At 71.2% G+C, this 25,065-nt stretch carries 18 protein-coding genes; 5 read left to right on the plus strand and 13 right to left on the minus strand.

What is annotated here, in order from left to right; genetic code table 11:
• Positions 1 to 105: 105 nt before the first annotated feature.
• From meaB to AB0G04_RS41090, 4 genes are read right to left on the minus strand one after another with little or no spacing between them, the layout of a single operon-like run.
• Positions 106 to 1,134, minus strand: coding sequence for a methylmalonyl Co-A mutase-associated GTPase MeaB (gene meaB, locus AB0G04_RS41075; protein WP_360995125.1), 1,029 nt, complete (start codon positions 1,132 to 1,134; stop codon positions 106 to 108).
• Complete coding sequence (gene scpA, locus AB0G04_RS41080) at positions 1,131 to 3,284, minus strand: methylmalonyl-CoA mutase (protein WP_360995128.1); 2,154 nt, start codon at positions 3,282 to 3,284, stop codon at positions 1,131 to 1,133. The genes meaB and scpA overlap by 4 nt, the downstream gene beginning before the upstream one ends.
• On the minus strand, positions 3,281 to 5,065 hold the full coding sequence (locus tag AB0G04_RS41085) for a methylmalonyl-CoA mutase family protein (RefSeq protein ID WP_360995131.1): 1,785 nt from the start codon (positions 5,063 to 5,065) through the stop codon (positions 3,281 to 3,283). Before AB0G04_RS41085 ends, scpA begins: the two co-directional genes overlap by 4 nt.
• Positions 5,065 to 5,466 (minus strand): hypothetical protein, encoded by a 402-nt coding sequence (locus AB0G04_RS41090; RefSeq protein WP_360995134.1) that lies wholly within the window; start codon positions 5,464 to 5,466, stop codon positions 5,065 to 5,067. Before AB0G04_RS41090 ends, AB0G04_RS41085 begins: the two co-directional genes overlap by 1 nt.
• Before the next feature lie 262 nt (positions 5,467 to 5,728).
• Between AB0G04_RS41090 and AB0G04_RS41095 the strand changes: the two genes are divergently transcribed.
• Both AB0G04_RS41095 and AB0G04_RS41100 read left to right on the plus strand, forming a co-directional pair.
• Positions 5,729 to 5,971, plus strand: coding sequence for a DUF5988 family protein (locus tag AB0G04_RS41095; RefSeq protein ID WP_360995136.1), 243 nt, complete (start codon positions 5,729 to 5,731; stop codon positions 5,969 to 5,971).
• Positions 5,972 to 6,194: 223 nt separating this feature from the next.
• Positions 6,195 to 6,911, plus strand: coding sequence for a 4'-phosphopantetheinyl transferase superfamily protein (locus AB0G04_RS41100; protein ID WP_360995139.1), 717 nt, complete (start codon positions 6,195 to 6,197; stop codon positions 6,909 to 6,911).
• 59 nt (positions 6,912 to 6,970) lie between these two features.
• Here AB0G04_RS41100 and AB0G04_RS41105 read toward each other — a convergent pair whose 3' ends face one another.
• From AB0G04_RS41105 to AB0G04_RS41115, 3 genes are all read right to left on the minus strand, one after another.
• Positions 6,971 to 9,745 carry an AAA family ATPase gene (locus AB0G04_RS41105; RefSeq protein WP_360995142.1) on the minus strand — a complete coding sequence of 925 codons (2,775 nt, stop codon included), beginning with the start codon at positions 9,743 to 9,745 and terminating at the stop codon, positions 6,971 to 6,973.
• 125 nt (positions 9,746 to 9,870) lie between these two features.
• Complete coding sequence (locus AB0G04_RS41110) at positions 9,871 to 11,550, minus strand: 2-isopropylmalate synthase (RefSeq protein ID WP_360995145.1); 1,680 nt, start codon at positions 11,548 to 11,550, stop codon at positions 9,871 to 9,873.
• Between the two features lie 29 nt (positions 11,551 to 11,579).
• Positions 11,580 to 11,942, minus strand: coding sequence for a hydroxyisourate hydrolase (locus tag AB0G04_RS41115; RefSeq protein ID WP_360995148.1), 363 nt, complete (start codon positions 11,940 to 11,942; stop codon positions 11,580 to 11,582).
• 222 nt (positions 11,943 to 12,164) lie between these two features.
• Between AB0G04_RS41115 and AB0G04_RS41120 the strand changes: the two genes are divergently transcribed.
• Positions 12,165 to 12,353, plus strand: coding sequence for a hypothetical protein (locus tag AB0G04_RS41120; protein ID WP_360995151.1), 189 nt, complete (start codon positions 12,165 to 12,167; stop codon positions 12,351 to 12,353).
• A gap of 98 nt (positions 12,354 to 12,451) precedes the next feature.
• On the opposite strand, the gene AB0G04_RS41125 is transcribed toward AB0G04_RS41120, so the two are convergent.
• The 5 genes from AB0G04_RS41125 to AB0G04_RS41145 form a co-directional block, all read right to left on the minus strand.
• Positions 12,452 to 15,499: a BTAD domain-containing putative transcriptional regulator gene (locus tag AB0G04_RS41125; RefSeq protein WP_360995154.1), complete on the minus strand. Its 3,048-nt coding sequence runs from the start codon at positions 15,497 to 15,499 to the stop codon at positions 12,452 to 12,454.
• A gap of 449 nt (positions 15,500 to 15,948) precedes the next feature.
• Positions 15,949 to 17,715 carry a biotin carboxylase N-terminal domain-containing protein gene (locus AB0G04_RS41130; protein WP_360995193.1) on the minus strand — a complete coding sequence of 589 codons (1,767 nt, stop codon included), beginning with the start codon at positions 17,713 to 17,715 and terminating at the stop codon, positions 15,949 to 15,951.
• Between the two features lie 141 nt (positions 17,716 to 17,856).
• Positions 17,857 to 18,828: a beta-ketoacyl-ACP synthase III gene (locus AB0G04_RS41135; protein WP_360995157.1), complete on the minus strand. Its 972-nt coding sequence runs from the start codon at positions 18,826 to 18,828 to the stop codon at positions 17,857 to 17,859.
• Positions 18,825 to 20,594 carry a fatty acyl-AMP ligase gene (locus AB0G04_RS41140; RefSeq protein WP_360995160.1) on the minus strand — a complete coding sequence of 590 codons (1,770 nt, stop codon included), beginning with the start codon at positions 20,592 to 20,594 and terminating at the stop codon, positions 18,825 to 18,827. Before AB0G04_RS41140 ends, AB0G04_RS41135 begins: the two co-directional genes overlap by 4 nt.
• 34 nt (positions 20,595 to 20,628) lie before the next feature.
• A complete protein-coding gene (locus AB0G04_RS41145; protein WP_360995163.1) occupies positions 20,629 to 21,408 on the minus strand; it encodes an alpha/beta fold hydrolase in 780 nt (259 codons plus the stop codon).
• Positions 21,409 to 21,636: 228 nt separating this feature from the next.
• Between AB0G04_RS41145 and AB0G04_RS41150 the strand changes: the two genes are divergently transcribed.
• Both AB0G04_RS41150 and AB0G04_RS41155 read left to right on the plus strand, forming a co-directional pair.
• Positions 21,637 to 22,590, plus strand: a complete 954-nt coding sequence (locus tag AB0G04_RS41150; protein ID WP_360995166.1) for an ATP-binding cassette domain-containing protein — start codon at positions 21,637 to 21,639, stop codon at positions 22,588 to 22,590.
• Between the two features lie 15 nt (positions 22,591 to 22,605).
• Positions 22,606 to 23,361, plus strand: a complete 756-nt coding sequence (locus AB0G04_RS41155; RefSeq protein WP_360995169.1) for an ABC transporter permease — start codon at positions 22,606 to 22,608, stop codon at positions 23,359 to 23,361.
• Positions 23,362 to 23,437: 76 nt separating this feature from the next.
• Here the strand turns inward: AB0G04_RS41155 and AB0G04_RS41160 are convergent, their stop codons facing one another.
• Positions 23,438 to 25,051, minus strand: a complete 1,614-nt coding sequence (locus AB0G04_RS41160) for an acyl-CoA carboxylase subunit beta (protein WP_360995172.1) — start codon at positions 25,049 to 25,051, stop codon at positions 23,438 to 23,440.
• Positions 25,052 to 25,065 lie beyond the last annotated feature (14 nt).

The following is a 25,065-nucleotide window of genomic DNA, read 5'->3' on the forward strand; positions in this document are numbered from 1 at the left end:
GCACGTCGTTGACCGCGGCCGGGTTGCCCCGGTAGTGCTTGAGCAGCAGATACTTCGCCATGACAGGTTCTCCTCGGTGCTGGTACGACCCATTCTGGTCGCTCTTCACACCGGGGACGGAGCCGTGTGGCCGTTCTCGACATCAAAACCCGGCCGGCTTTCACCGCTGGCCCCGGGACAGGGGCGGTAGGCGGCCCGTAGCCGGCGGGCCGCCACGCCGGCCGACGTCGTCCCGCCGCTCAGCTCGGCGGCGAGCGCCTCGGCGGCCGCCCGGACGGCCGGGTCCTGGGTGAACTCGTCGAGCAGCAGGCCGCGGGCGAGCCGCCACGCACGTGTCATCGCATGCCGGTCGGCGGCTGACGAGTGCACCAGCGCACGCTCGTGCAGCCGGTCCCAGAGTTCCGCGATCCCGTCGCCGGTCCTGGCACTGCAGGTCAGCACCCGGGCCCGGCTGCCGCCGGGAAACAGGCGCAGCGCACCGGTCAGTTCGGCGGCGGCCGCGCGGGCGGCGGCCTCGTTGGCGCCGTCCGCCTTGTTGACCACCACGACGTCGGCGATCTCCAGGACGCCCATCTTGATGCCCTGCATCGCGTCGCCGGCACCGGCCAGCGTGAGCAGGAGCACGACATCCACCAGTTCGGCCACCTCGGTCTCGGACTGGCCGACGCCGACCGTCTCGACCAGCACCACATCGAAACCGGCCGCCTCGAGCACGGTGATCACGTCGTCGGTCGTGGCGGTCACGCCGCCCAGAGCGCCCCGGGACGGCGACGGCCGCACGTACGCCGCCGGGTCGTCGCCGAGGCGGTGCATCCGCACCCGGTCGGCGAGAATGCTTCCGCCGGTTCGTACCGACGACGGGTCGACGGCCAGCACTCCCACCCGGTGGCCGTTGTCGATCAGGTGCGCACCGAGTGTCTCGATCAGGGTGGACTTGCCGGCACCGGGGACGCCGGTCACGCCGATCCGGCAGGCTCGTACGCTGTCGCCGGCCAGCGACTCGATCAGCCGGCGAGCGGGTTCCCGGTCGGCCGCACGCCCCGACTCCACCAGGGTGATCGCCCGCGCCACAGCGGCCCGGTCCCCGCGGCGCACGCCCCGGGCGTAGGACTCGACATCCGGCGGTGGCCTCATCGGGGCTCCGGATGTCCCAGGCGCGCGGCCAGCCGGCGTACCACCTCGCCGGCCGCCTCGGCGACCACGGTGCCGGGTCCGAAGATCAGGTCCACCCCGGCGTCGTGGAGTGCGGCGTGGTCGTCCGCCGCTATCACGCCGCCGACCACGATCATCACGTCACCGGCGCCCGCCCGCTCGAGTTCCGCGCGCAGCGCCGGCACCAGGGTGAGATGTCCGCCGGCCAGGGAGCTGACCCCGACCACATGCGCGTCACTGTCGACGGCGTGGCGGGCCACCTCCACCGGGGTCCGGAACAGTCCGCCGACGTCCACGTCGAAGCCGAGGTCGGCGAAGGCCGTCGCGACGACCTTCTGTCCCCGGTCGTGGCCGTCCTGGCCCATCTTGGCGACCAGGATCCGCGGGGCCCGGCCCTCCTCGGCGGCGAACGATCGCGTCGCGGCCCGGACACTCTCGCTCGGCACACCGTCCCCGGCAGCCGCCCGATAGACGCCGGACACGGTTCGCACGCTTGCCCGGTGGCGTCCGAACACCGCCTCCAGAGCCGTCGTGATCTCACCGAGAGTCGCCTGCCGGCGGGCCGCCTCGACCGCGTACTCGAGGAGATTCACCGTGTTCGCGGGCTGCCCGGCAGCCGCGGTGAGCGCGGCCAGCGCGCTGCCGCAGGCGGCCTCGTCCCGCTCGGCCCGTACCCGGGCCAGCTCGTCCACCTGACGCCGCCGGACCGCGGAGTTGTCGATCCGGAGCACGTCGACGGGCTCCTGCTGTTCCGGCCGGTACCGGTTGAGCCCGATCACCGGCTGCCGGCCCGAGTCGATGAGTGCCTGGGTACGCGCCGCGGCCTCCTCGATGCGCAGCTTGGGCGTCCCGGCCGCGATCGCCGCGGCCATCCCGCCGCCCGCCTCGATCTCCTCGATGTGCGCCCAGGCACGTTCGGCGAGGTCGTGGGTGAGCCGCTCCACGTAGGAGCTGCCACCCCACGGGTCGACGACGCGGGTGGCCGCCGACTCGTGCCGCAGCAGCAGCTGGGTGTCCCGGGCGATGCGGGCGGAGAACTCGCTGGGCAGCGCCAGTGCCTCGTCGAAGGCGTTGGTGTGCAGCGACTGCGTGTGGCCGTGCACCGCCGCGAGCGCCTCGACACACGTACGCGTCACGTTGTTGAACATGTCCTGGGCGGTCAGTGACCAGCCGGAGGTCTGGCAGTGTGCCCGCAGGCTCCGCGACTTGACCGAGGCGGCGCCGAACGAGCGGGTGAGGCGGTCCCACAGCAGCCGGGCGGCCCGCAGCTTCGCGACCTCCATGAAGTAGTTCATGCCGATGCCCCAGAAGAACGACAGCCGGGGTGCGAACGCGTCGATCGCCAGGCCCGCCGCCTGTCCGGCTCGCAGGTACTCGGCGGCGTCCGCCAAGGTGTAGGCGAGCTCCAGGTCCGCGGGTGCGCCGGCCTCCTGCAGGTGGTAGCCGGAGATCGAGATGGAGTTGAAGCGGGGCATGTGTTCGGCGGTGTAGCCGAACACGTCCGACACGATCCGCATCGAGGGTTCCGGCGGATGGATGTACGTGTTGCGGACCATGAACTCCTTGAGGATGTCGTTCTGGATCGTGCCGGTGAGCCGCCGCGCCGGGACGCCCTGCCGTTCGGCCGCCACGACGTACATGGCCAGTACCGGCAGCACCGCCCCGTTCATGGTCATCGAGACGCTGATGCGGTCCAGCGGGATGCCGTCGAACAGCCGGCTCATGTCGTCGGCGGAGTCCACCGCGACACCCGCCATGCCGACGTCCCCGGTGGCCCGCGGATGGTCGGAGTCGTAGCCGCGGTGGGTGGCCAGGTCGAACGCCACCGACAGGCCGGTCTGCCCGGCGGCGAGGTTACGGCGGTAGAACGCGTTCGACTCCTCGACGGTGGAGAAGCCCGCGTACTGCCGGACCGTCCACGGCTGGGTCACGTACATCGTCGGATAGGGGCCGCGGAGGAACGGCGGCATGCCCGGCAGGGTGGCCAGGTCCAGCTCCGCCACGTCGGCCGGACGATAGCTGTCGCGGACGTCGATCTCCTCGGGCGTACGCCACGGGTCACCGGCCTCGATGCCGGCCTCGGCGACGAGCGGCGCGCCCAGCGGCACCCGGGTGAAGTCCGGGATGGTCATGCGATCTCCAGGTCGGTCAGCAATGAGCGCAGCACCTCGACAGCGTCGTCGCCGTCGGTGAAGGCGGACACCCCGGCGCACGGCGGGCACCCGCCGACCGCGTGGACGGCCCGGGCCCCGGCTTCGGCGAGCAGGGCGGCGGTCTTCTCCGCGTGCAGTTCGTAGGAGTCCGGGTCACCGGCCAGACACGCGACGGTGAGGCCGGTCTCGCGCAGCCGGGCGCCGGCCCGGTCCGGGTCGTCGACGCGCTCGACCGTGACGCCGGCCGCGGCGAACAGGTCGGTCGCGAACATCGCCCGGGAGGCGGAGGCGGCGCCGCCGAGCGCGACGAGCAGCACGGCCGGGCGACGGCCGGTAATCCGGGTGAACGCGTCGGTCCGGTCCCGCAGTTCCTCGAACTGCTGCCCGTCACGACGGCACGGCAGCCCGGCCCGGCCGGACAGTTCCGGGTCCGTCCCGGACGCCTCGTCGCCGACGGCGGCGTACCGGCTGACCCCCACCACCGGGCGGCGGCCCCGGCGCACGTCCTCGGCGCGGCGGTCCCAGCTGGTGGCGAGGTCGCGTTCGAGCCGGCCGCTGGTCAGCGCCTCGGACATGCCACCTGCCGCCTCCACACCGGTGAACCATTCCCAGGCCCGGTGGGCCAGCGCGGTGGTGAGCCACTCGACGGACCACGCGCCGCCGGCCGGGTCGGCGACCCGGGCCAGATGAGCCTCCTCGCGCAGCAGCAGGTGGGTGTTGCGGGCCAGGCGGGCGGCCCGCGCGCCGGTTTCGGAGCCCGTGTCGAACGGCCGTACGGTGATGGCGTCCGCTCCTCCGACGACCGCGCCGAAGCAGGCAAGCGTGGCCCGGGGCAGGTTCGCCCACGGGTGCCGGGTGGTGGTGGTACGCCCGGAGGTGACGGCGTGCTGACGCTGCGCGGACGGGGTGATCCCGCACGCCTCCTGCACCCGGGTCCACAACCGGCGGGCGCTGCGCAGCTTGGCGATGGTGAGGAACTCGTCGGTGGTGGCCGCGTACCGGAACTCGATCTGGCTCGCCGCCTCGGCGGCCGGCATCCCGGCATCGGTGAGCGCCCGGAGGTAGGCGACCGCGGTGGCCAGCGAGTAGCCCAGCTCCTGCGCGTCGGTGGCGCCGGCCCAGTGGTACGGCATCGCGTCGGCCACCACGGCCCGGACACCCGGCAGGCTGCCGGCACATCGCCGGGCCAGGTCCGCCACGGCTGCCCACGGCGGGGCGGCCGTACCCCGGGCGCGGTCACCGAGCGGGTCGGCGCCGAGGTTGCCGTGCAGAGCTGTGTCCGCGACGCCCCGGCGGGCTGCGGTGTCGAGCCAGACCGCCGCGAGGGCGGGGCCGGCCGCGCCGCCCTGCAGGACGACGCCGGTACGGGCCGGGCCGGTGTTCTCGAGCAACTCGGCCAGACGTTGCGGGTCGGTGCCGGGAAGCCAGAGGGACGTCACTCCGCCGTCCACGTCGCGGGCGGCCGCGGCCGGGCTCGCCGGGTCGCCCAGGTCGTGGCGCTGGCGGATGTCCCAGCCGGTCCGGTCACCGGGCGGGCGGCCGCCCCGGGTGAACGGTGCGGCGCCGGGCTCGCCGGCCGGCTCCACCACCGTGTCCGGTGTGAACAGCGGCGGGATCACGATGTCGTCCTCGGTGACGGTGGCGAGCAGCCGGTCCACCACGGCGGGATCGTCGCCGGCACCGGCGCGCCCGGATTTGCGCAGCACCGCCAGCGCGAGCCGGCGCCACTCGCCGGTGAGGTCGGAGGTCGGCGTGGGCATCAGATACCGCTGCCACGGATGCACTCGGCGAGAACCACGGGCCCACCGAACGCGGCCGACGGATCCTGCGGCCAGAAGACCCCGGTGTGCGGGAAGACCACCACCTCGCCCGAGTCGGTCAACCCGACCAGGCCGGCGTAACCGTCGCCGGTGATGTCAGCGACGCCGATCAGCATGACGTCGTCGAAACCGTCGGCACATCGGTAACCGCGTGCGCCGCCCCGGCCGTCCGGTTCGAGGATGAGCAGGGTGCCGTCGGGACGCCGGATCAGCAGGTCGGGAACGGGACCGCTGGTCACGTTGCCGGAGCCGAGCACGACGTCGCCGGGCGAGGCCGCGCGGAGGACGGACGGGCGGGTCACGGCGTCGGACGCGGTGACCGGTCGGGCATCTACGAACATCACACGCTCCTGCATGGTGGCGGCGATCACGCACTCACTTCGGAGTCTGCGGGCGGCCGTCGGGCCGCCGACACCCCTGTCTCGCCCGGCCCGCGGTACAGGGGTGTTCGCGGTGCTCGACGGCGGCCCGGATCGCGCCCGGCTCGTCCGGCTGTGGTCTCTGCCACATCGACGCACTGGAGTAGTAGGGGTATGTGCCTGAGCCCGTACCGGCGCGAGTCTGAGATCCGGATCGATGTCCCAGGCAGAAAGGCAGAGAGCCGTGACTGAGCAGATCATTCCGCTCGCCGAGGGGCCCGTGCTGGCCCCGGGCACCACCGAGGTCCAGCTCGTGGGCGGACCGCAGAGCATCCCGCGCCGGATCGTGGTCCCCGTCGAGGAGGCGGCGTACGGCAAGGTCAAAGTGCCCTATCTCGCGGGCTACGAGCACTTCGTCCGCGCCGTCCACGACGACGAGACCTCGAATCTGTTCTCGTGGTCGACCCGTACCAAGATCGCGGAATGACACCCGCGCGATGTCCCGGCACCGGCGCCGGGGCACGCGCCCCTAACCGCCCTTAGCCACGACGCGACCGACCCGGCAAAGGAGCCGGGTCGGTTCCGCACTTCCGGGGGCCTCCATACTCTCGTCTCATGTCCATTGTCGAGAAGGTTCGTCCCGCGTCGCCGGAGCCCGCCGACGCGGCTGCTCACCGGCGTGGTGCCTTCTCGCCGGCCGGGGAGCCGTCATGATCGAGAGCATCCTGCCGGCCGCCGTCGCCGCGGCCGAGGCGTTCGAAGACCCGCCCAGGGCGACGCTGTTCCCCGAGGAGGAACTACTCGTCAGCGAGGCGGTCGGCAAACGACGCGCAGAGTTCACCACCGGGCGCTGGTGCGCCCGCCAGGCGATGCAGCGGCTCGGGCACCGCCCGGCGCCGATCCTGCCCGGACCGCGCGGCGAGCCCCAGTGGCCGGCCGGGCTGGTCGGCAGTATCACGCACTGCGCCGGTTACCGGGCCGCCGTCGTCGCACCGGCCGCGGTCGTCAGCACGGTCGGTATCGACGCCGAACCCCATGACGCCATGCCGGACGGTGTCTTCGAAGCGGTCTCCCTGCCTGCCGAACGCGACCGCATCGCTGCCCTGCGCCGGGAACATCCCGGTGTGCACTGGGATCGGATGCTGTTCAGCGCCAAGGAGTCCGTCTACAAGGCGTGGTACCCGCTCACCGAACGGTGGCTGGACTTCGACGACGCCAGCGTGACCTTCAATCCCGGCAAGGGCACCTTCACGGCCGCGCTCAAGGTGACCGGACCCCGCCTGAACGGCAAGAGCCTGACCGGGTTCACCGGCCACTGGCTCGTCGACAGGGGTCTCGTCGTCACCTCCATCGCCGTCCCGGCACCGGCCCGGCCCGCCACGCCCGCCGCATCGTCGCGCCCCCTGATCAAGACCCGGCCGGCCTGACGAGAACCGCACACGAGGAACGCCCGGCCGGATCGGCCGGGCGTCTTTCGGGTGCGGGGTCAGCTGCTGACGGCGTGATCCCACAGGTGGTGCGTCGGAAGATCGGTACGCCGGGTCACGTTCAGCTTGCGGTAGATCCGGGTCAGATGCTGTTCCACGGTGCTGACCGTGATGAACAGCTTCTTCGAGATCTCCCGGTTGGTGTAGCCGTCCGCGGCCAGCACGGCGACGCGCCGCTCGGCCTCGCTGAGGGTCGCGGCACCCGCGGCCGGGTTCAGCGACTGGACCGGCATCTCGGACTCCTCACCACCGAGCTCCGGGATCAGCGCCTGCATCAACGGCTCGGCCTGGACCTTCTCTGCCAGCACCCGGGCCCGTCGCGCGATCATCCCGGCCCGTCGCGGCTCCCCCAGTGCCTGGTACGCCTCGGTGAGGTCGACCAGCGCACGGGCCTGCTCGTACTCGTCGCCCGTCTGCAGATCGACCGCCTGCCGCAGGAACATCGGGCGATGGCGCAACTGGCTGGTCGCCGCGAACAGCCGCATCGCCATCCCGCTGACCCGGGCGTTGGTCTTGCCGCATCGGCCGAGCTGGTCCTCGACCAGGCGGTGCGCCTCCTCGGCACGGCCCATCCGCAGCAGCGCCTCGGCGGCGTCCACCCGCCACGGGATCAGGCCGGGCACGTCGAGCTGCCATCGGGCGGACAGCTCGCCGCAGAGCTCGAAGTCACGCAGGGCCAGCGGTATCTGACCGATCGCCATGCTGTAACGACCACGAGCCTGCAGGTAGTGCAGGCCGTACCGGGTGCTGAACATCTCCTCCGGCACCGGCTGGTCGAGCTGCTCGCGAACCAGGTCGTACCGGCCCATCGCGGTCGCGGCGATCATCAGCGGGGAGACCGCGGCACCGACGGCGACACCCCAGCTGGCCGGCGGCATCAGGTCGAGGGCGAACCGGGAATGGCGTACGGCGGCCGGAAGGTCACCGAGCCGCAACGCGATCTCGGCGGCGATCGCCGACAGGCGGGCCAGCCTGCTCGGCGCGCGCCGGGTGACGGCCTCCTCGACGAACAGGGCACACCAGGACGCCGCCTGGTCGCACCAGCCGCCGTAGGTGAGGGCGAGCAGAGCGCTCTCCACGGTGTCCAGACTCATCTCGTCCAGCCGGGAGTTGTGCAGGATCCGCCCCACCGCGACGGCGATCTTCTCGGAGGGACCGCTGGTGAGTGCGGTGGCCAGCGCGGACGCCGCCTCCAGCCGATGGCCGGAGGCGACCGTGGCGACCGCCGGCAGATGCGGCGGCGGCTGGCGCAGCATCTCGAGGAACTGGGGGTACGTGACGCGCAGCAGCGGCCGGGCGACGGCCAGCTCGCTGCGGCTCTCCTGGTCGAGGTCGTCAGCCGCGGCGCTGAGGTGCTCGAACGCCGCCCGTGCGTCGGCGAACTGCCCGTTCCACAGCAACGCCTTGGTCAGCGCCAGGGCGTCACCACTGCGCAGGTGCCCGCGGTGCAGGGCGGCGGTCAGCTCGGGCAGATAGCTCGTCGAGCTGCCCGGATTGATCCGCCAGGCGGCCCGGAGCATCGTCGTCATGATCTTCGCGCGGCGCGGTTCGTCGGCGCAGGCCTGCCAGGCGAGCCGCAGGTATCGCATCGCCGCGTCGACCCGGCCGTCACGCAGCGCCTGCCGGGCCGCGTCCTCGAGGACCGAGACGCCCCACGGTTCGTCGGCACGGCCGGCGCCGAGCAACTGGTCCCCGACCACCCGGCTGGAAGCACCGCCGTGGTGCGCGAGCATCGCCGCCTGCCCGTGCAAGTCGCGGCGTTCCTCCTCGCCGATCTCGGCGAGCACCGCCGCGCGGGCCACCGGGTGCCGGAACTCGCCGTTACGCAGGACCCCGGCGGCGGCCAGGGCCCGGAGCGCCTGACTGACCTGCGCCGTTTCCAGGCCGGTCAGCTGATCGAGGAAGGACTGCCCGGGCAGGATGGCCGCGGCGCGGGCCACCCTCCGCAGCCGGGGGTCGGCCCGGTGCAGGCACGACACCACCGCGCGGGCGAAGTGACCGCCGTCGACCGGCTCCTGATCCGGCGTACCGCCCTCCGCGACGGTCTGCCGGTGGTCGTCGATCAATCCGGTGACCAGCAGCGGATTGCCGCCGGTCAGCTCGTGCCAGCGGGTGGCGACCTGCTGCGCCTGCTCGGCCGGCAGTGCGGCGGCGGCCATCGTGCCCACGCCCTCCGGTGACAGCGCGGCGACCGTCAGCTGCGCACCGAGCGGCGGCCGGCTCAGCCCTTCCAGCTCGAAGGTGGACTCTGCCGGCCACGCATGCGTGGAGTGGCTGAAGACCACGAGCATCGGAGCGAACCGGACCCGCCGGGCCAGGTACGACAGGCACAGGATGGAGGCCGGATCGGCCCGGTCGATGTCGTCGATGACGATGACGAGCGGATAACGCTGCGACAGGTCGAGGAGGACGGTGCAGAGTCCGTGCACGATCTGCGGGTCCATCCGGAGGGTGCCGTCGGCGCCCGGCGGGATGCTCTGTGCTCCCTCGTGCAGCAGGTCCATGGCACGCCGGCTCTCCTCCGGGACCAGCGGTGCGTCCATGAGCAGCTGGCCGAACACGCCGAGCGGCAGGTCGTACTCCGATCGTGATCCGACCGCGGTGATGGCCAGGCCGTTCAGGTCGACGACCCGCTCCGCGAATTTGTTGAGCAGCTCGGTCTTGCCCGTGGCCACGGAACCCGTGACCATCGCGACCCGGCCTTTACCGGCAACGGCGGCGGCCAGCAGGCCGTCCAGCGTCGTCATCGCGTCGTCTCGTTCAACCAGTCCCATGATCTTCCCCCCTTTCCACGGATGCCCCCGTGAGCGGCACCCCTAGCGGCGTCCACCTTCTGGTCACGACGCTACGGGGCGGCCTTGTCGTTCCCTTATCCGTTGCCTATCGCCGGCGGAAGGGGTCAGCCGGCCCGCGCCAGGGTCACCACGTCACGCGGACGGTCGGACGACCGGCTGATCCGGTACGCCGCTGAACGCACCGCCGCCAGGACGGCCGTCTCGACGTCCCCGTCCATCCCGACACCCCACAGGACCTGGCCGGTGGAGTGCAGCTCGGCATAGACCGCGGTCCCGCCGTGCGCGGCCAGGCCGGTACCGGTGCGGTGCACGGCCCGCAGGTCGACCCGCCAGGCCGCCAGACTCTGCGTCACCCGATCGAGCGACTCGGTACGGGCGCCGCCGACCTCGAAGGCGGCACCGTCGATGTGCAGGACGACGGGCACGGCCTCACGCAGCGGCACCGACAGCAGGGGCCGGGAGACGTACTCGCGGGTGAACAGCTCGACGACCCGATCCCCGGTGATCTGGCCACCCTCGCCGTCGGCGTGTTCCTGAACCAGTGCGGCGAACTGCACCTGCAGGTCGCGCGGCATGTTGAGGCCGAGGCGCGAACTGATGACGTACGCGACCCCGCCCTTGCCGGACTGGCTGTTGATACGCACGATCGACTCATAGGTACGGCCGACGTCGCGCGGGTCGATCGGCAGATAGGGGATCTCCCAGCGCGGGTCCCCGGTGCGCTTCTGCTCGTCGAAACCCTTCTTGATGGCGTCCTGGTGCGAACCCGAGAAGGCGGTGTAGACGAGGTCTCCGGCGTACGGGTGGCGCGGATGGACGGCGATCTCGGTGCACAGCTCGACGACCCGCCGGACCTCGTTGAGGTCGGAGAAGTCGATGCCCGGGTCGACGCCCTGACTGACCATGTTGAGCCCGAGTGTCACCAGGTCGACGTTGCCGGCCCGTTCCCCGTTCCCGAGCAGGCATCCCTCGATCCGCTCGGCCCCGGCCAGCAGAGCCATCTCGGCGGTGGCCACGCCGGTACCCCGGTCGTTGTGCGGGTGGACCGAGAGACAGACGTGCCGGCGACGGCTCAACCGGCGGTCGAGCCACTCGATCTGGTCGGCGAAGACGTTCGGCATCGTACGTTCCACCGTGGTCGGGAAGTTGAGGATGATGGGGCGGCCGTCCTCCGGCTGCCACACGTCCATCACCGCCTCGCACACCTCCAGGGAGAAGTCGAGCTCGGTGTCGTTGAACAGCTCGGGCGAATACTGGAACCCGAGGTCACAACCGGCCAGGGTACGGTCGGCGTACTTGAGCATCAGGCGGGTGCCCTGCACGGCGAGTTCCTTGCACTCGGCGCGGTCCATGCCGAAGACCACCCGGCGGAACAGCGGCGAGGTGGCGTTGTAGAGGTGGATGGTGGCCCGCGGCGCGCCCGCGAGGCTCTCCACCGTCCGCCGGATCAACTCGTCGCGCGCCTGCACCAGCACCGAGATCCGGACGTCGTCGGGGATGAGGTCCCGCTCGATCAGCAGGCGCAGGAAGTCGTGGTCGTCCTGGCTGGCGACCGGGAACCCGACCTCGATCTCCCGGTAGCCCATGTCGGTCAGCAGCCGGAACATCGTCAGCTTGCGTTCCGGGCTCATCGGGTTGACCAGGGACTGGTTGCCGTCGCGCAGGTCGGTGGAGAGCCACCGAGGGGCCGCGGTGACGGTCCGCGAGGGCCAGGTGCGTTGCGGATTCACCGGCGCCGGCGCACGCCGATAGCGCTCCACCACCTGCCGGAATTGTTTCGCCATCGTTTCCCCCAGATCTCCAGATCGGGACGTCAGCCCCGCAGGCCGAAAAACATCGAGTAGGAATACGGCGCCAGACGCACTTCGATGCGACAGCCGCCGGAGCCCTCGGTCAGTCGCACGACGGCCGAGACCTCCTTGTAGGCCGCACTCAGACCGAGCGTGGCGAAATAGGAGTCGCTGTCGAAGACGATCCGGTACGGCCCCGCGTCGAGCCGGTCGGCCGACCAGTCCTCGAGGTCGACCACGCCGGCGTTGTCCGTCTCGGCTCGGGCGATGGTCGCCCACTCGCCAGAATCCCCGGTGACACCCGGTGCTTTTCGGTCTATACGGACATGCACTCCTGCCGCGGGCCGTCCATAGACGACGTCGACGGCCTGCGCGGAGATTCTCATACTCAGCCTTGCTGTCCGGTTCGGGTGACGCTCCTATTTTCGACATGGTCCGCCATTGCGTTATCGCCGGGCATTCATTCCGTTATCGCCGGACGATAACGAACGGAAAGCCGTTACCAAAGGGGGTTGATAACGGCTCGATAGGCGGCAGCCATAACGTCATCGGTGTCGACGCGGCTAGCACCCCGTCACACAATCCGACGCTGAGAGGCAGATATCCCCATGCGTATTCTTGCCCGCTGGACCACTCGTTTCGTCCTCGCCGCCGCCGCCGGTGTCGCCATCGCCGTCGGCGGTGCGGCCGTGGCGCAAGCCGACGACGAGTCCACCGGGAACCCGCCGGCGGCCTCCACCCCGTCGACCGCGCCCAGCGAGTCGGGCGGCACGCTCAACAACTTCCCCTGGGGCTGATCCGCGGCGCCCGCGGGCTCCGTGCTCACACGAAAGCCTCCTCATCGATCCGGTGGATCGATCAGGAGGCCGTTTCGTTTCCCGGGCCCGGGGCCGCGCTACAGGCGGCTGACGCTGCGCGACATCGCCCCGTACGCGCCACTGAGCATGGTCAGCACACGTTCCTCGAGAACCGGGGCGTTGATCCCCCGGAACTTGTCCAGCGCACTCTGCAGGTGGGCGATCGCCTTCTCGGGCTTCCCGCCCGCCAGTGCCAGCTCCCCCTTGCTGAACTCGGCCCGCGCGTCGACCAGCAGGTCCCCGTTGGCATTGGCGATCTCCTGCGCACTGGAGAGCGCCGCCTGGGCCTTCGCCCAGTCACCACCCCGGGTGTACGCCATGCCGAGCCCCAGCTTCGCGTACGCCTCGCCGATCGGATCGCCCAGGTCGTGGACCACGGTCAACGCCTCGTCGAAGACCTGCACCGCCCGATCCGGCTCATCGGCCTGCAGATGCGCGTCACCGAGCCGGTGCAGCGCCTGCGCCTCGATCCGCCGGCTGCCGACCTGCCGGCTCAGTTCCAGGGCCTCGACGAGCATCTCCTTGGCGCTCACCGCGTCGCCCAGCTCCAGTTCGACCTGCGCCATGCTGTGCAGCACGTACGCCGACGCGGCGAGGTCACCGATGCGGCGCAGCAGCGCGAGGGTCTTCTCGTACCGGCGCGCGGCCTCGGCCAGGTTGCCGTCCATCCGCTCCAGGTAGGCGATGTTGCGACTGGCCAGGGCCTGTCCGTGGTCCTCGGCGACGATCTCGAACAGTTCGGCTGCGGCCTCCAGCCGGCGACGGGCGTCGGTGAACCGGTTCTCCACGATGTTCAACGAGCCGAGCGAATAGAGGACGACGGCTTGCCCCAGCCGGTCACCGGCCTGCCGGACCGCGGCCAGCGCCACCTCGTGGGTCTCCCGCCAGTCGTTGAGATAGACCCTGGAGTCGAACAGGGTGACGGCGGTGACGGCCAGATCCCAGCAGAACTCGACGGCGCCCACCTTGGCGGCCTGGCGCACGCTCGCGCTGATCAGCTGCCGTTCCCGCTCGAACCAGCCGAGCGGTTCGGCGAGCAGCCGGTCGGTGGCCCGCGCCGGGATGACCCAGCGGGTGGCCGTGCTGTGCAGCTGCCGGTTGCTCTGGCCGTAGAGCTTGCGATGTGCCTCCTCAGCCAGGAACAGCAGGCCGCCGAAGACGCGCTGAAGCGCGGCGTTGCGTTCACCGAGCGGCTCCTCCGCCGCCAGCCGCTCCCGGGCGAACACCCTGATCAGGTCGTGGAACCGATACTGCCGGTGCGGGCCCTGCCCGGCGCCGGCCATCTCCACGAGCTGGGCCTCGACGAGTTGATCCAGCAGGTCGTGGGCATCGGTGAGCGACTCGTCGAGCAGAGCCGCGCACACCCACACCGGGAAGACCGGGCAGTCGAGGACGGCGAGCAGCCGGAACAGCCGCCGGGCCGGGTCACTGATGTTGTCGTAGGTGATCGAGATGCTGACCCGGATGCCCATGGCGCCGTGGTTGAGCTCATCGAGCCGGCGGGACTCGTTCTCCAGCCGTTCGACGAGCTGGTCGACCGTCCAGTGCGGGCGGGCCGACAGCCGGGCCCCGGCGATCCGGAGGGCGAGCGGCAACCGGCCGCAGAGCTCGATCAGCGTGCGGGTCGCCTCCGCCTCCGCCTCGAACCGCTCGGCACCGGCGATCCGGGACAGCAACTCGACGCACTGCAACGGGTCGAGCACGTCGATGTCGACGTGGACGGCGCCCGCCAGCGCACCGAGCCGGCTCCGGGTCGTGACGAGTACGGCCGTCGCCGGGTTCCCGGGCAGCAACGGCAACACCTGCGTCTCCGAGCCGACGTTGTCGAGCACGACCAGGATCCGGCGATTCGACAGCAACCCGCGGTACATCTCCGCGCGCTCCTCGAGCCCTTCCGGGATGGAGGTGCCCGGCACCCCGAGCGTGCGCAGGAACCGCTCCAGGATCTGCATCGGACTCACCCGGCTGGAGGCCCGGCCGTGCAGGTCGGCGAAGAGCTGCCCGTCGGGATAGCGCGGGGCCAGGCGGTGGGAGAGGTGCACGCCGAGCGCCGTCTTGCCGATACCCGGCTTACCGGTCATGACGACGATCGGCACGGCCAGCTGGTCAGGATCGTCCGAGGCCATCGCCAGCTGCATCTGGATGGCGTCGATCTGCTTGCTGCGCCCGGTGAAGTCGGCGATGTCGGTGGGCAGCATGCACGGCGACGCTGGATCGGTGCGCAGCGGCGACGCCGGTTCGGCCGCCGGTTCGGGATCCGGCACGGGCGGTTCGGCCGTCACCCGCGGCCGCACCGGTACCGGGAGCGGCACCGGCGTGACGATGATCGCCTCGGGCACGCTCAGGGAGACGTCGGAGGTGAGGATCGACCGCTCCAGGCGCTGAAGCCACTCGCTGGGCTCCAGACCGAGCTCGTTGATCAGCGCACTGCGGGCCGCGCGATAGGCGTCGAGCGCCTCGGCCTGCCGCCCGGACCGGTAGAACGCCAGCATGAGCTGCCCGCGCAGCCGTTCCCGCAGCGGATGCCCCGCCACGAGACCGCCCAGCTCGGCGATCACCTCGCGATGCCGGCCCAGGTCCAGTTCGTACTCGATGCAGTCCTCGTTGACCGTGAGCCGGCGTTCGGCCAGCCGGTCGGCGACCATCCGGAGCGGCTCACTGTCCAGACCGTCGAGAGCCGGACCGCGCCACAGGTTGAGCGCCTCGCGGTATCGAGCCGTCGACTCCTCCTTGCGGCCGAGGTCCCCGGCGGCACGAGCCTCCCGGATGAGGTGCTCGTAACGCCGGATGTCGAGGGTGATCCCGTCGGGCACGAGCACGTATCCCTGATTACGGGTGAGGATCAGGTCGGGATGCCCGTGCGAGCCGAGCAGCCTGCGCAGAGCCGAGACACAGATCTGGACCTGGACGCGGGCGCTGGTCGGGAGGTTCTCGCCGTACACCGCCTTCATCAGGCGATCGATCGACACCACGGTGCCGGCGTCGACGACCAGGCTGGCCAGCACGATCTGTTGACGGTTACCGCCGATGTCTATCCGCTGACCGTCGACGAGTACTTCCAGCGGTCCCAGCACACGGAATTCCATAGGCGCCGTCACCTTATCGCCCGGTATGTGGGGGCCGGCAGGCCATCCCCACAATGTCGATCGGTGGCTCAGAACTCCGGGCGGCGACCCCCGGCAAATGCCATCGTCTCCACAAAACTCTGTCCCCCATGCGTCCAACCGAGGGTACGAAGTCACCGAAGTGGTGGCTACCTCCGGTCGCGGAATTGGGACCGACCGTCCATCGAAGACTGGACGAACCACCGATTGCATGAAGGGCACGACTCATGCGTACGAGCCTCTGGGCGTGCCATTTCACCCTGTCTTACTACCCTACGCGGAGAACGCGCGGATGCGTGGACAGCGATCACGCGGCGTGGCCGGCCGCCACATGCAGCAACCGCACCGGGACACGCTACCGACAGGTAATGCCTGCCGGAAAGGGTAAGTTCATTTCCCATTAATCGCCCCACCAATGGAGGGCGAATCACTCAGACGAGGGAACAGATCACCGCGCCGGATGACAGCGACTGACCGATTTTCACGGACAGGCCGGTGACGACGCCGGGCTTGTGCGCGTGCAACGGCTGTTCCATTTTCATCGCTTCGACGACCGCGATGAGATCACCCTCCGCGACCGCGTCGCCGTCCGCGACCGCCACTTTCACGATCGTGCCCTGCATCGGACTGGTGAGCACATTCCCGCCCGGTACGACCGGCTGCGCCCGGTCACCACCGGGCCGGCGGCGCTGCCGGACGGGCAGCGGCGGCTCCGGCTCCGCGACCGGTGACGCGGCCGGGCCGACGGTCCCCGCCGGCAGGGTGACCTCGAGGCGCCGGCCGTCGAACTCGACGACCAGGACCTGCCGCTCGGCGGGAGGCCCCACCGCCGCCGCGCCGGCGAAGGGCGGCACCGGGTTGTCCCACTCCGTCTCGATCCACCGGGTGTGCACCCGGAACGGCTCCCCGGCGAACGCGGGATCACGCACGACCGCCCGGTGGAACGGCAATGCGGTCGCCATGCCCTCGAGCAGCAACTCGTCGAGCACCCGCCGGGCGCGTTCGAGCGCCTCGGTCCGGGTCTCCCCGGTGACGATGACCTTGGCCAGCAGCGAGTCGAAGTTCCCGCCGATGACACTGCCCCGCTCGATGCCGGCGTCCACCCGTACGCCCGGACCACCGGGCCAGGTCAACGACGAGACCACGCCGGGAGCGGGCAGGAAGCCACGACCCGGGTCCTCCCCGTTGATCCGGAACTCGATCGCGTGCCCGCGTGCCACGGGATCCGCGGCGAACCGCAGCCGCTCGCCGGCGGCGATCCGGAACTGCTCGCGGACCAGGTCGATGCCGGCCGTCTCCTCGGTGACCGGGTGCTCCACCTGCAGCCGGGTGTTCACCTCGAGGAAGGAGACCAGGCCGTCCGCGGAGACCAGGTACTCCACCGTGCCGGCGCCGTGATAACCGGCCTCGCGGCAGATGGCCTTGGCCGACTCGTGGATCCGGGCGCGCTGGGCCTCGGTCAGGAAGGGGGCGGGAGCCTCCTCCACCAGTTTCTGATGCCGGCGCTGCAGGGAGCAGTCGCGCGTGCCGACCACCACCACGTTGCCGTACTTATCGGCCAGGACCTGCGCCTCCACATGCCGCGGCCGGTCGAGATAGCGCTCGGCGAAGCACTCGCCGCGCCCGAACGCGGCCGTCGCCTCCCGGGTCGCCGAATCGAACAGCTCCGGAATCTCCGCAAGCGTCCGGGCCACCTTCAGGCCCCGCCCGCCACCGCCGAACGCGGCCTTGATCGCGACCGGCAGGCCGGCGCGCCGCGCGAACGCGACGATCTCGTCAGCGTCGGCGACCGGTTCGGAGGTGCCTTCGACAAGCGGCGCGCCGGCGCGCTGGGCGATGTGCCGCGCCGCCACCTTGTCCCCCAGCACCCGGATGGCCTGCGGGGACGGTCCGATCCAGATCAGCCCGGCATCGAGGACGGCCTCGGCGAACTCCGCGTTCTCCGACAGGAAGCCGTAACCGGGGTGCACCGCGTCCGCGCCGGACCGCTCCGCCACGCCGAGCAGCCGGTCGATCCGCAAATAGGAGTCGGTGGCACTGTCGCCGCCGAGCGCGTACGCCTCATCGGCCAGCCGCACGTGCGGGGCGTCGCGGTCGCTGTCCGCGTAGACGGCGACGCTGCGCAACCCGGCGTCCCGGCAGGCCCGGGCCACCCGGACCGCTATCTCGCCGCGGTTGGCGATGAGTACCTTGTGCACGACCTCGAACTCCTTCGCTGCGTCCATCGGGTGAGCGGCCCACCGGAAGACGGCTGAGAGCGCCGCGTCCGGGGGACCACGTGACGCTCTCAGCCGGTACTCCGCCGCCGGCCGTCCGCTCGCGACGGCCGGCGGTCGTCCTCAGGGCAGCCGGACGACCATCGAGGCCTGGGACAGACCGGCGCCGAACCCCGACAGCAGCGCCAGGCCACCGGCCGGCACCCTGCCCTCGCTCATCAGTGACTCCAGGGCGAGCGGAATCGATGCCGCCGAGGTGTTGCCGGCCCGCTCGACATCGCGGGAGACGACCACGTTCGCGGGCAGTCCCAGGCCCGCGGCGAGCCGGTCGATGATCCGGACGTTGGCCTGGTGCGGTACGAACGCGGCCAGGTCGCCGACGGTCAGGCCGGCGGCCCGTACCGCTTCCCGGGCCACCGGGGTCACCTCGGAGATCGCCCAGCGGAAGACCTCCTGACCCGCCATCCGCATCACCGGCCAGGACCCCGGATGATCCCGCACCGCCGTCCACGGGCCGTCGTGGCCGATCACGCCGCTGCGCGCGCCGTCAGCACCCCAGGCCACCGGATGGATACCGCGGGTGCCGGACGCCTCGACCACGACCGCACCCGCGCCGTCGGCGAACAGGAACGCCGTCGACCGGTCCTTCGGGTCGATGATGTCGGTCATCCGCTCCGACCCGATCACCAGCGCACGGCCCGCCGACCCGCTGCGCACCAGCGAGTCCGCCACGGCGAGCGCCGAGCAGAACCCGGCACAGGCGGCACCGAGGTCGAACGCGGCGGCACGGTGCGCCCCGATCAGATCCGCCACCTGGGGACCCGCCGCCGGTGACTGGTACAGGTAGGACATGGTCGCCACGATGACGACGTCGACGCCGTCGGCGGTCAGCCCGGCCTGGCGCAGCGCGGCGGTGCCCGCCGCGGCGGCCATGCTGACGACGGTCTCCTCGGGCGCCGCGAAACGCCGGGTCACGATGCCGCAGCGCTGCCGGATCCACTCGTCGGTCGAGTCGATCGGGCCGCAGATCTCGTCGTTGTGGACGATCCGGGCCGGGCGGTAGACCCCGACGCCCCGGATCTGGCTACCGGTCATGCGTCGCCCTCTCCGGGCTCCGCCGCCGCGGTGGCGATCCGGCTCAGCGTGCCGTCGAGGTATCCGGCCCGGCAGGCACGGCGTTGCACCTTGCCGCTCGTGGTGCGCGGCAGTGTGCCGCGGCGGATCAGCACGACGTCGGCCACCGGGATCCCGTGCCGCGCCTTCACCGTCTCGCGGACGGTGTCGGTGAGCTGTCGCACCGGGGTGTCGCGCAGCACCCGGCCGTTGACCTCGACCACGATCACGAGGGCCTCGGTCGCGTCGCCCTCCACGGCGAACGCGGCCGAGCACGACGGCTGCAGTCCGGGAGCGCACAGCTCGGTGGTCTGCTCGATGTCCTGGGGATAGTAGTTGCGGCCGAACCGGATGATGACGTCCTTGAGCCGGCCGGCGACGAACAACTCGCCGCCCTGCACGAAACCGAGGTCGCCGGTCCGCAGGTAGCGCCGTCCCGGGTCCCCGTCGGCCAGGGTCGCCCCGAACGTCTCCGCGGTCTCCGCCGGGCGGCCCCAGTAGCCCTGTGCCGCGCACGGGCCGGAGAGCCAGATCTCTCCGACGGTCTCGTCGGAACCGCGCGTCCGGGTCACCGGGTCCACGATCGTCACCTCGGTCAGGCCGTCGGCCGGACCGCAGCTGACCACGGCGGTCGCGTCCTGATCGGCCGGGTCCACGGGCACGACCTTCCGGTCGGCCAGCGCCGGCCCCGACAGCCACAGGGTGCGCGGCAGGTCGCTCTCGCGGCTGCCGGAGACCTTGAGGGTGTTCTCGGCCAAGCCGTACCCGGGGCTGATCGCCCGCCGGGCCAGGCCGAACGGGGCGAAGGCCGCGGCGAGCCGCTCCACCGTCTCCCAGCGCACCGGTTCCGACCCGCTGATCGCCGCCCGCAGGCTCGACAGGTCCAGGTCGGCCGGCGCATCGGCCACGGCGCGCGAGCACAACTCGTACGCCAGGTTCGGTGCGGCGGTGTGCGTGCCACGCAGCCGCGAGATCGCCTCGAACCAGCGCAGCGGCCGCCGGGCGAAGTCGTCCGGCGACATCAGGTAGGCCGGCGCGCCGGTCCACAGCGGCATCACGATGCCGAACAGCAATCCCATGTCGTGGAACAGCGGGAGCCAGGAGACGATCCGGCCCCCGTCGCCGACCGGCCAGCGCTGTGCCAGGTCGTCGGCGTTCAGGCAGAAGTTGCGGTGGGTGACCACGACACCCTTCGGGGAGCCCGTGGATCCCGAGGTGTACTGCAGCATGGCGATGTCGTCGGCACGGACCGGCTGGGGGTAGTACGCCAGCGCCACCCCGTCCGGGATGACGTCGGTGCACACCCAGGACAGGCCGGCCAGCTCCTCCGCGTCACCGAACTGCTCCTCGAGCCGGCGGCGTACGTCCGTGGTGGTCAGAATCGTGGTCGCACCCGCGTCGTCGGCGACGGCACGGACCCGCAGCAGCCCGCTGCGGCGATGGGGCACCTTGACCGGGGCGCCCCGCACTCCGGCCAGCTGGCAACCCAGCAGTGCCCGGGGGAACTCGAGGCCGGTCGGGTAGAGCATCACCACGGAACGGCCGCCGAGACCGAGGTCGAGCAGGGTGGCGGCGCGGGCCCGGGCGGCGGTGTCGAGGCCGGCGTAGGTCAGCTCGTCGTCGTGCAGCCGGCCGGTCGGCTGGATCATCGCGTACGCGACCGTATCGGGGGTCAGAACCGCGCGCCGGGCCAGCATCGTGGTCAGGTCGAGGTCGAGCGACGTGGGCATCGTGATCGTGTCTGTCATGGTGATCCTCTTCCGCTGGCCCGGCCGCGCCGGGTCATGCAGTCCTTGTACCGGCCGGCACGGTCACGAGCTGCGCCTGGATGATGTCGAGTACCGCGGCCTGGTGCCGGTTGAGGAAGAAGTGGCCGCCGGAGTACGTGTGCAGGTCGAACGCCCCGGTCGTGTGGTCCTGCCAGGACCGCACCTCGTCGACCGTCGCCTTCGGATCACGGTCGCCGGTGAAGGCGGTGATCGGCGACGACAGCAGCGGACCGGGCGCGTACCGGTACGTCTCCGCGGCCGTGTAGTCGGCCCGGATGGCCGGCAGGATCATCCGCAGCACCTCGTCGTCACCGAGCAGGCCGCCCTCGGTGCCGCTCAGGCGCCGCACGTCGGCGATCAGGCCGCGGTCGTCGAGCAGATGCACCCGCTCGTCGCGGACCCGGGACGGCGCCCGCCGGCCGGAGGCGAACAGCCGGACCGGTGCCACCCCGTCCTCGTGCTCCAGCAGCCGCGCCACCTCGAAGGCCAGGCTGGCGCCCATGCTGTGGCCGAACAGCGCCAGCGGGCGGTCGATCCGGCGGCGCAGCACCGCGTGGACCCGCCGCGCCAGCTCGGGCAGGTCACGCACCAGCGGCTCGTGCCGGCGGTCCTGACGACCGGGGTACTGGACGGCCAGCACCTCGACGTCGGGCGCGAGAGCCCGCGACACCGGGAAGTAGTAGCTCGCCGAGCCGCCGGCGTGCGGCAGGCATACGAGCTGAACACTGCCGGGCGTGGCCGGGTGATACTCCCGGAGCCACAGGCCCGCGTCGTCGTCGGTCATCCCCGTCACCTTTACGTCGGCGTCAGCGCTCGGGCTGACGTTCCGTGGATTCGCAGTGGAACCCTTCGATGTGAGTCAGGATCGTCACCGGCCGACAGCGGACGCAAGACATCCGGAACGCATCGACGCTGAACTCGGGTAGGTAGGGGGCGGCCTACGGGTTACCGCCCAGCAGCGCGTACCCCGAGCATGGGCGGGTGGGGCCCATCCGTGCCCTGCCACCGCAGGGGAGAGAACATGATCGAGGTCAGCGACCTGCGCAAGTCGTACCGAGTCCGCCTCGGACGGAAGACTTTCGACGTCGACGCCGTCCGTGGCGCCACCTTCAACGTTCAGAAGGGTGAGGTCCTCGGGCTGCTCGGCGCGAACGGCGCGGGCAAGACGACCACCATCCGGATGCTCACCACCCTCATCCGGCCCGACGGCGGCAGCGCCGTCGTCGCCGACGCCGATCTGGCGACCGAGGCGGCCGTGGTACGGCAGCGTATCGGCTACGTGTCCCAGGGCGGCTGCACCCAGGACAACTCCACCGCCCGCGAGGAGCTCATCCTGCAGGCCCGCATGTTCGGCATCAGCAAGGCCGAGGCCCGGGAGCGGGCGACGCGGGCCCTGGAGACCTTCCACCTCACCGACTACGCCGACCGGAGGTGCAAGACCTACTCCGGTGGCCAGCGCCGCCGCGTCGACATCGCCATGGGGCTGATCAACGAGCCGAAGGTGCTGTTCCTGGACGAGCCGACCGCCGGCCTGGACCCGGCCGGCCGGATCGACATCCAGAACGAGGTGAAGCGGCTGCGCGCCGAGGGCATGACCGTCCTCATCACCACCCACTACCTGGAGGAGGCCGACGCGCTGTGCGATCGGGTGGCGATCGTCGAGCAGGGGCGGGTCGTCGCCGAGGGCACGCCGGACGAGCTGAAGAACGAGGTCGCCGGGGACGTGGTCACCCTGGGACTCAACGGTTCCACGCCCGCCGCCGAGAAGATCATGACCGGAGCGGCGTACGTCACCAAACTCGAGACCACCGATGACGGGCTGCGCCTGTTCGTCGAGTCCGGCAACCGCGTACTCCCGACCATCCTGCACGACCTCGACGACGCCGGCATCGTGCCCGACACGATCGAGGTGCACCGCCCCTCGCTCGACGACGTGTTCCTGGCCAAAGCCGGCCGCTCCCTCACCGCCGCCTGAAAGGGGCCTCTTGCCATGAACGTCGTCCGCGGCACCTGGCTGGTGTTCCACCGTCAGGTGCACCAGATCGTCCGCAGCCCGATCTGGATCTTCCTGAGCATCCTGGACCCGCTGGTCTACCTGTTCCTGTTCGCCCCGCTGCTGCGGCGCGCCCTCGACGCGCCGACGACCGGGGCGGCGTACGACACCTTCGTGCCCGGACTTCTGGTGCTGCTGGCCCTGTTCGGTGGCATGTTCGCCGGCTTCGCCATGCTCGTGGAGCTGCGGGCCGGCATGGTCGAACGCGCCCGGGTGACGCCGATGAGCACCGTGGCGCTGCTGCTCGGCCGCTGCCTGAAGGACGTCGTGGTCCTGCTGTTCCAGGCCGTGATCGTCACCGTGGTGGCGATGCTGTTCGGGATGACCGTCCGGCTCGGTGAGCTGCTTCTCGCGTACCTGCTGGTGGGTCTGATCGCGCTCTTCATGTCGGCGCTGTCCAACGGGGCCGCGCTCGCCCTCAAGACCGAGGGCATCCTGAGTCCTCTGATCAACACTCTGGGGCACCCGCTGCTCATGCTCTCCGGGATCCTGCTGCCGCTGGCCCTCGCACCGGTCTGGCTGCAGAACGTCGCTCAGGCCAACCCGTTCAGCTGGACCGTCGACGGCATGCGGGCGCTCTTCGAGGGCAACGCCGGAGATCCGGTCGTCTGGCAGAGCTTCCTGATCGTCGGCACGCTGACCGTGGTGTCGGTGTTCTGGGCGTCACGGCAGTTCGCGCGGGCCATTCGCTGACCCCGCACACACAGCGAAACGCTCGGCCGGGAGATCCCGGCCGAGCGTTTCGCTGTGGGCCGCCGGCCCCCGGCGGTCACAACGGGATGTTGCCGTGCCGCTTCGGCGGGAGCTCGGCCTGCTTCTGCCGCAGCGCCCGCAGGGCGTGCGCGACCTCGAGCCGGGTGTCCGACGGCCGGATCACCCGGTCGATGTAGCCGCGTTCAGCGGCGATGTACGGCGTGTCGAACAGCTGGTGGTACTCGTCGGTGAACTTGGCCAGCAGCCGGTTCCGGTCCGCCCCCTCCGCCGCGGCCAGCGCCTTGCGGTGCAGCATCACCACCGCACCGCCGGCGCCCATGACCGCGATCTTGGCGGTCGGCCAGGCCAGATTGATGTCGGCACCGAGGTGTTTGGAACCCATCACCGCGTACCCGCCGCCGTAGGCCTTGCCCACCACGACGGTCACCATCGGCACCGTCGCCTCGGAATAGGCGTAGAGCAGCTTCGCGCCGTGCCGGATGATGCCCATCCGCTCCTGCTGCAGGCCGGGGAGATAGCCCGGCACGTCGACCACGGTGAGCACGGGGATCCGGAAGGCGTCGCACAGGCGCACGAAACGAGCCGCCTTGTCCGACGCGTCCAGGTCGATGGCACCGGACAGATGGCTGGGATGGTTGGCCACCACGCCGACCGAACGGCCCTCCACCGACGCGAGCGCGCAGATGATGTTCGGGGCGAAGGACTCCTGCACCTGCAGCAGCGAACCCTCGTCGACGATGCCCTCGATCAGGGCGACCATGTCGTACGTCCGGTTGCTCTCGTCCGGGATGATCCCGTCGAGCAGCCGGTCGCGTTCGGTGACGCCGGCGGGCTGCGTGTTGGCGTAGACGGGCGGCTGCTCGCGGTTGCTGCCGGGCAGGTACCCCAGCAGGTCACGAACCCAGGCCAGGGCGGCCGGCTCGTCGTCGGCCACATGGTGCACGTTCCCGGAGACCTCGCTGTTGGTGCCGGCGCCGCCCAGTTCGTCGAGCGTGGTCCGTTCACCCATCACCGCGGCGACGACCTCGGGGCCCGTCACGAACATGTACGAGGTGTCGCGGACCATCACCGTGATGTCGGTGAGCGCCGGCGAGTACACCGCACCGCCGGCACACGGTCCCATCACGAGGGAGATCTGCGGGATGACCCCGGACGCGAGCACGTTGCGGCGCCCGATCTCGGCGTAGTGCGCCAGCGAGAGCACGCCCTCCTGGATCCGGGCGCCACCGGAGTCGTTGATGCCGACGACCGGGCAGCCGACCTTCATGGCGAGATCCATGAGCTTCATGACCTTGCCGCCGCACGCCTCGCCCATGCTGCCGCCCAGGATCGTGAAGTCCTGGGAGAACGCACACACCTGACGGCCGTCGACGGTGCCGTAACCGGTGATCACCCCGTCGCCGTCCGGCCGGTCGCCGGCCATCCCGAAGTCGGTGCAGCGGTGCCGGACGAACTCGTCGAGCTCGACGAACGTACCCGGGTCGAAGAGCAGGCCGAGCCGTTCCCGGGCGGTGAGCTTGCCCTTGGCGTGCTGCTTGAGCTGCGCCCGGTTCTCGGCGACCTCCACCACCCGCCGGTGCCTCGCGTCCAGGTCGGCGAGACGTTCGGCGGTCGTCGGCACCGTGGGCACGGCCGGCGGGGCGCCCACCGCCTCCTCTTCACGGATCATGAGATTCCTTCCCT

Source organism: Actinoplanes sp. NPDC023801, assembly GCF_040639655.1.
Taxonomy (GTDB): Bacteria; Actinomycetota; Actinomycetes; order Mycobacteriales; family Micromonosporaceae; genus Actinoplanes.

Coding starts and splice junctions, on each gene's coding strand:
- meaB (WP_360995125.1), bottom strand. CDS start 1,134: ATGAGGCCACCGCCGGATGTCGAGTCCTACGCCCGGGGCGTGCGCCGC.
- scpA (WP_360995128.1), bottom strand. CDS start 3,284: ATGACCATCCCGGACTTCACCCGGGTGCCGCTGGGCGCGCCGCTCGTC.
- AB0G04_RS41085 (WP_360995131.1), bottom strand. CDS start 5,065: ATGCCCACGCCGACCTCCGACCTCACCGGCGAGTGGCGCCGGCTCGCG.
- AB0G04_RS41090 (WP_360995134.1), bottom strand. CDS start 5,466: ATGTTCGTAGATGCCCGACCGGTCACCGCGTCCGACGCCGTGACCCGC.
- AB0G04_RS41100 (WP_360995139.1), top strand. CDS start 6,195: ATGATCGAGAGCATCCTGCCGGCCGCCGTCGCCGCGGCCGAGGCGTTC.
- AB0G04_RS41105 (WP_360995142.1), bottom strand. CDS start 9,745: ATGGGACTGGTTGAACGAGACGACGCGATGACGACGCTGGACGGCCTG.
- AB0G04_RS41110 (WP_360995145.1), bottom strand. CDS start 11,550: ATGGCGAAACAATTCCGGCAGGTGGTGGAGCGCTATCGGCGTGCGCCG.
- AB0G04_RS41115 (WP_360995148.1), bottom strand. CDS start 11,942: ATGAGAATCTCCGCGCAGGCCGTCGACGTCGTCTATGGACGGCCCGCG.
- AB0G04_RS41120 (WP_360995151.1), top strand. CDS start 12,165: ATGCGTATTCTTGCCCGCTGGACCACTCGTTTCGTCCTCGCCGCCGCC.
- AB0G04_RS41125 (WP_360995154.1), bottom strand. CDS start 15,499: ATGGAATTCCGTGTGCTGGGACCGCTGGAAGTACTCGTCGACGGTCAG.
- AB0G04_RS41135 (WP_360995157.1), bottom strand. CDS start 18,828: ATGACCGGTAGCCAGATCCGGGGCGTCGGGGTCTACCGCCCGGCCCGG.
- AB0G04_RS41140 (WP_360995160.1), bottom strand. CDS start 20,594: ATGACAGACACGATCACGATGCCCACGTCGCTCGACCTCGACCTGACC.
- AB0G04_RS41150 (WP_360995166.1), top strand. CDS start 21,637: ATGATCGAGGTCAGCGACCTGCGCAAGTCGTACCGAGTCCGCCTCGGA.
- AB0G04_RS41155 (WP_360995169.1), top strand. CDS start 22,606: ATGAACGTCGTCCGCGGCACCTGGCTGGTGTTCCACCGTCAGGTGCAC.
- AB0G04_RS41160 (WP_360995172.1), bottom strand. CDS start 25,051: ATGATCCGTGAAGAGGAGGCGGTGGGCGCCCCGCCGGCCGTGCCCACG.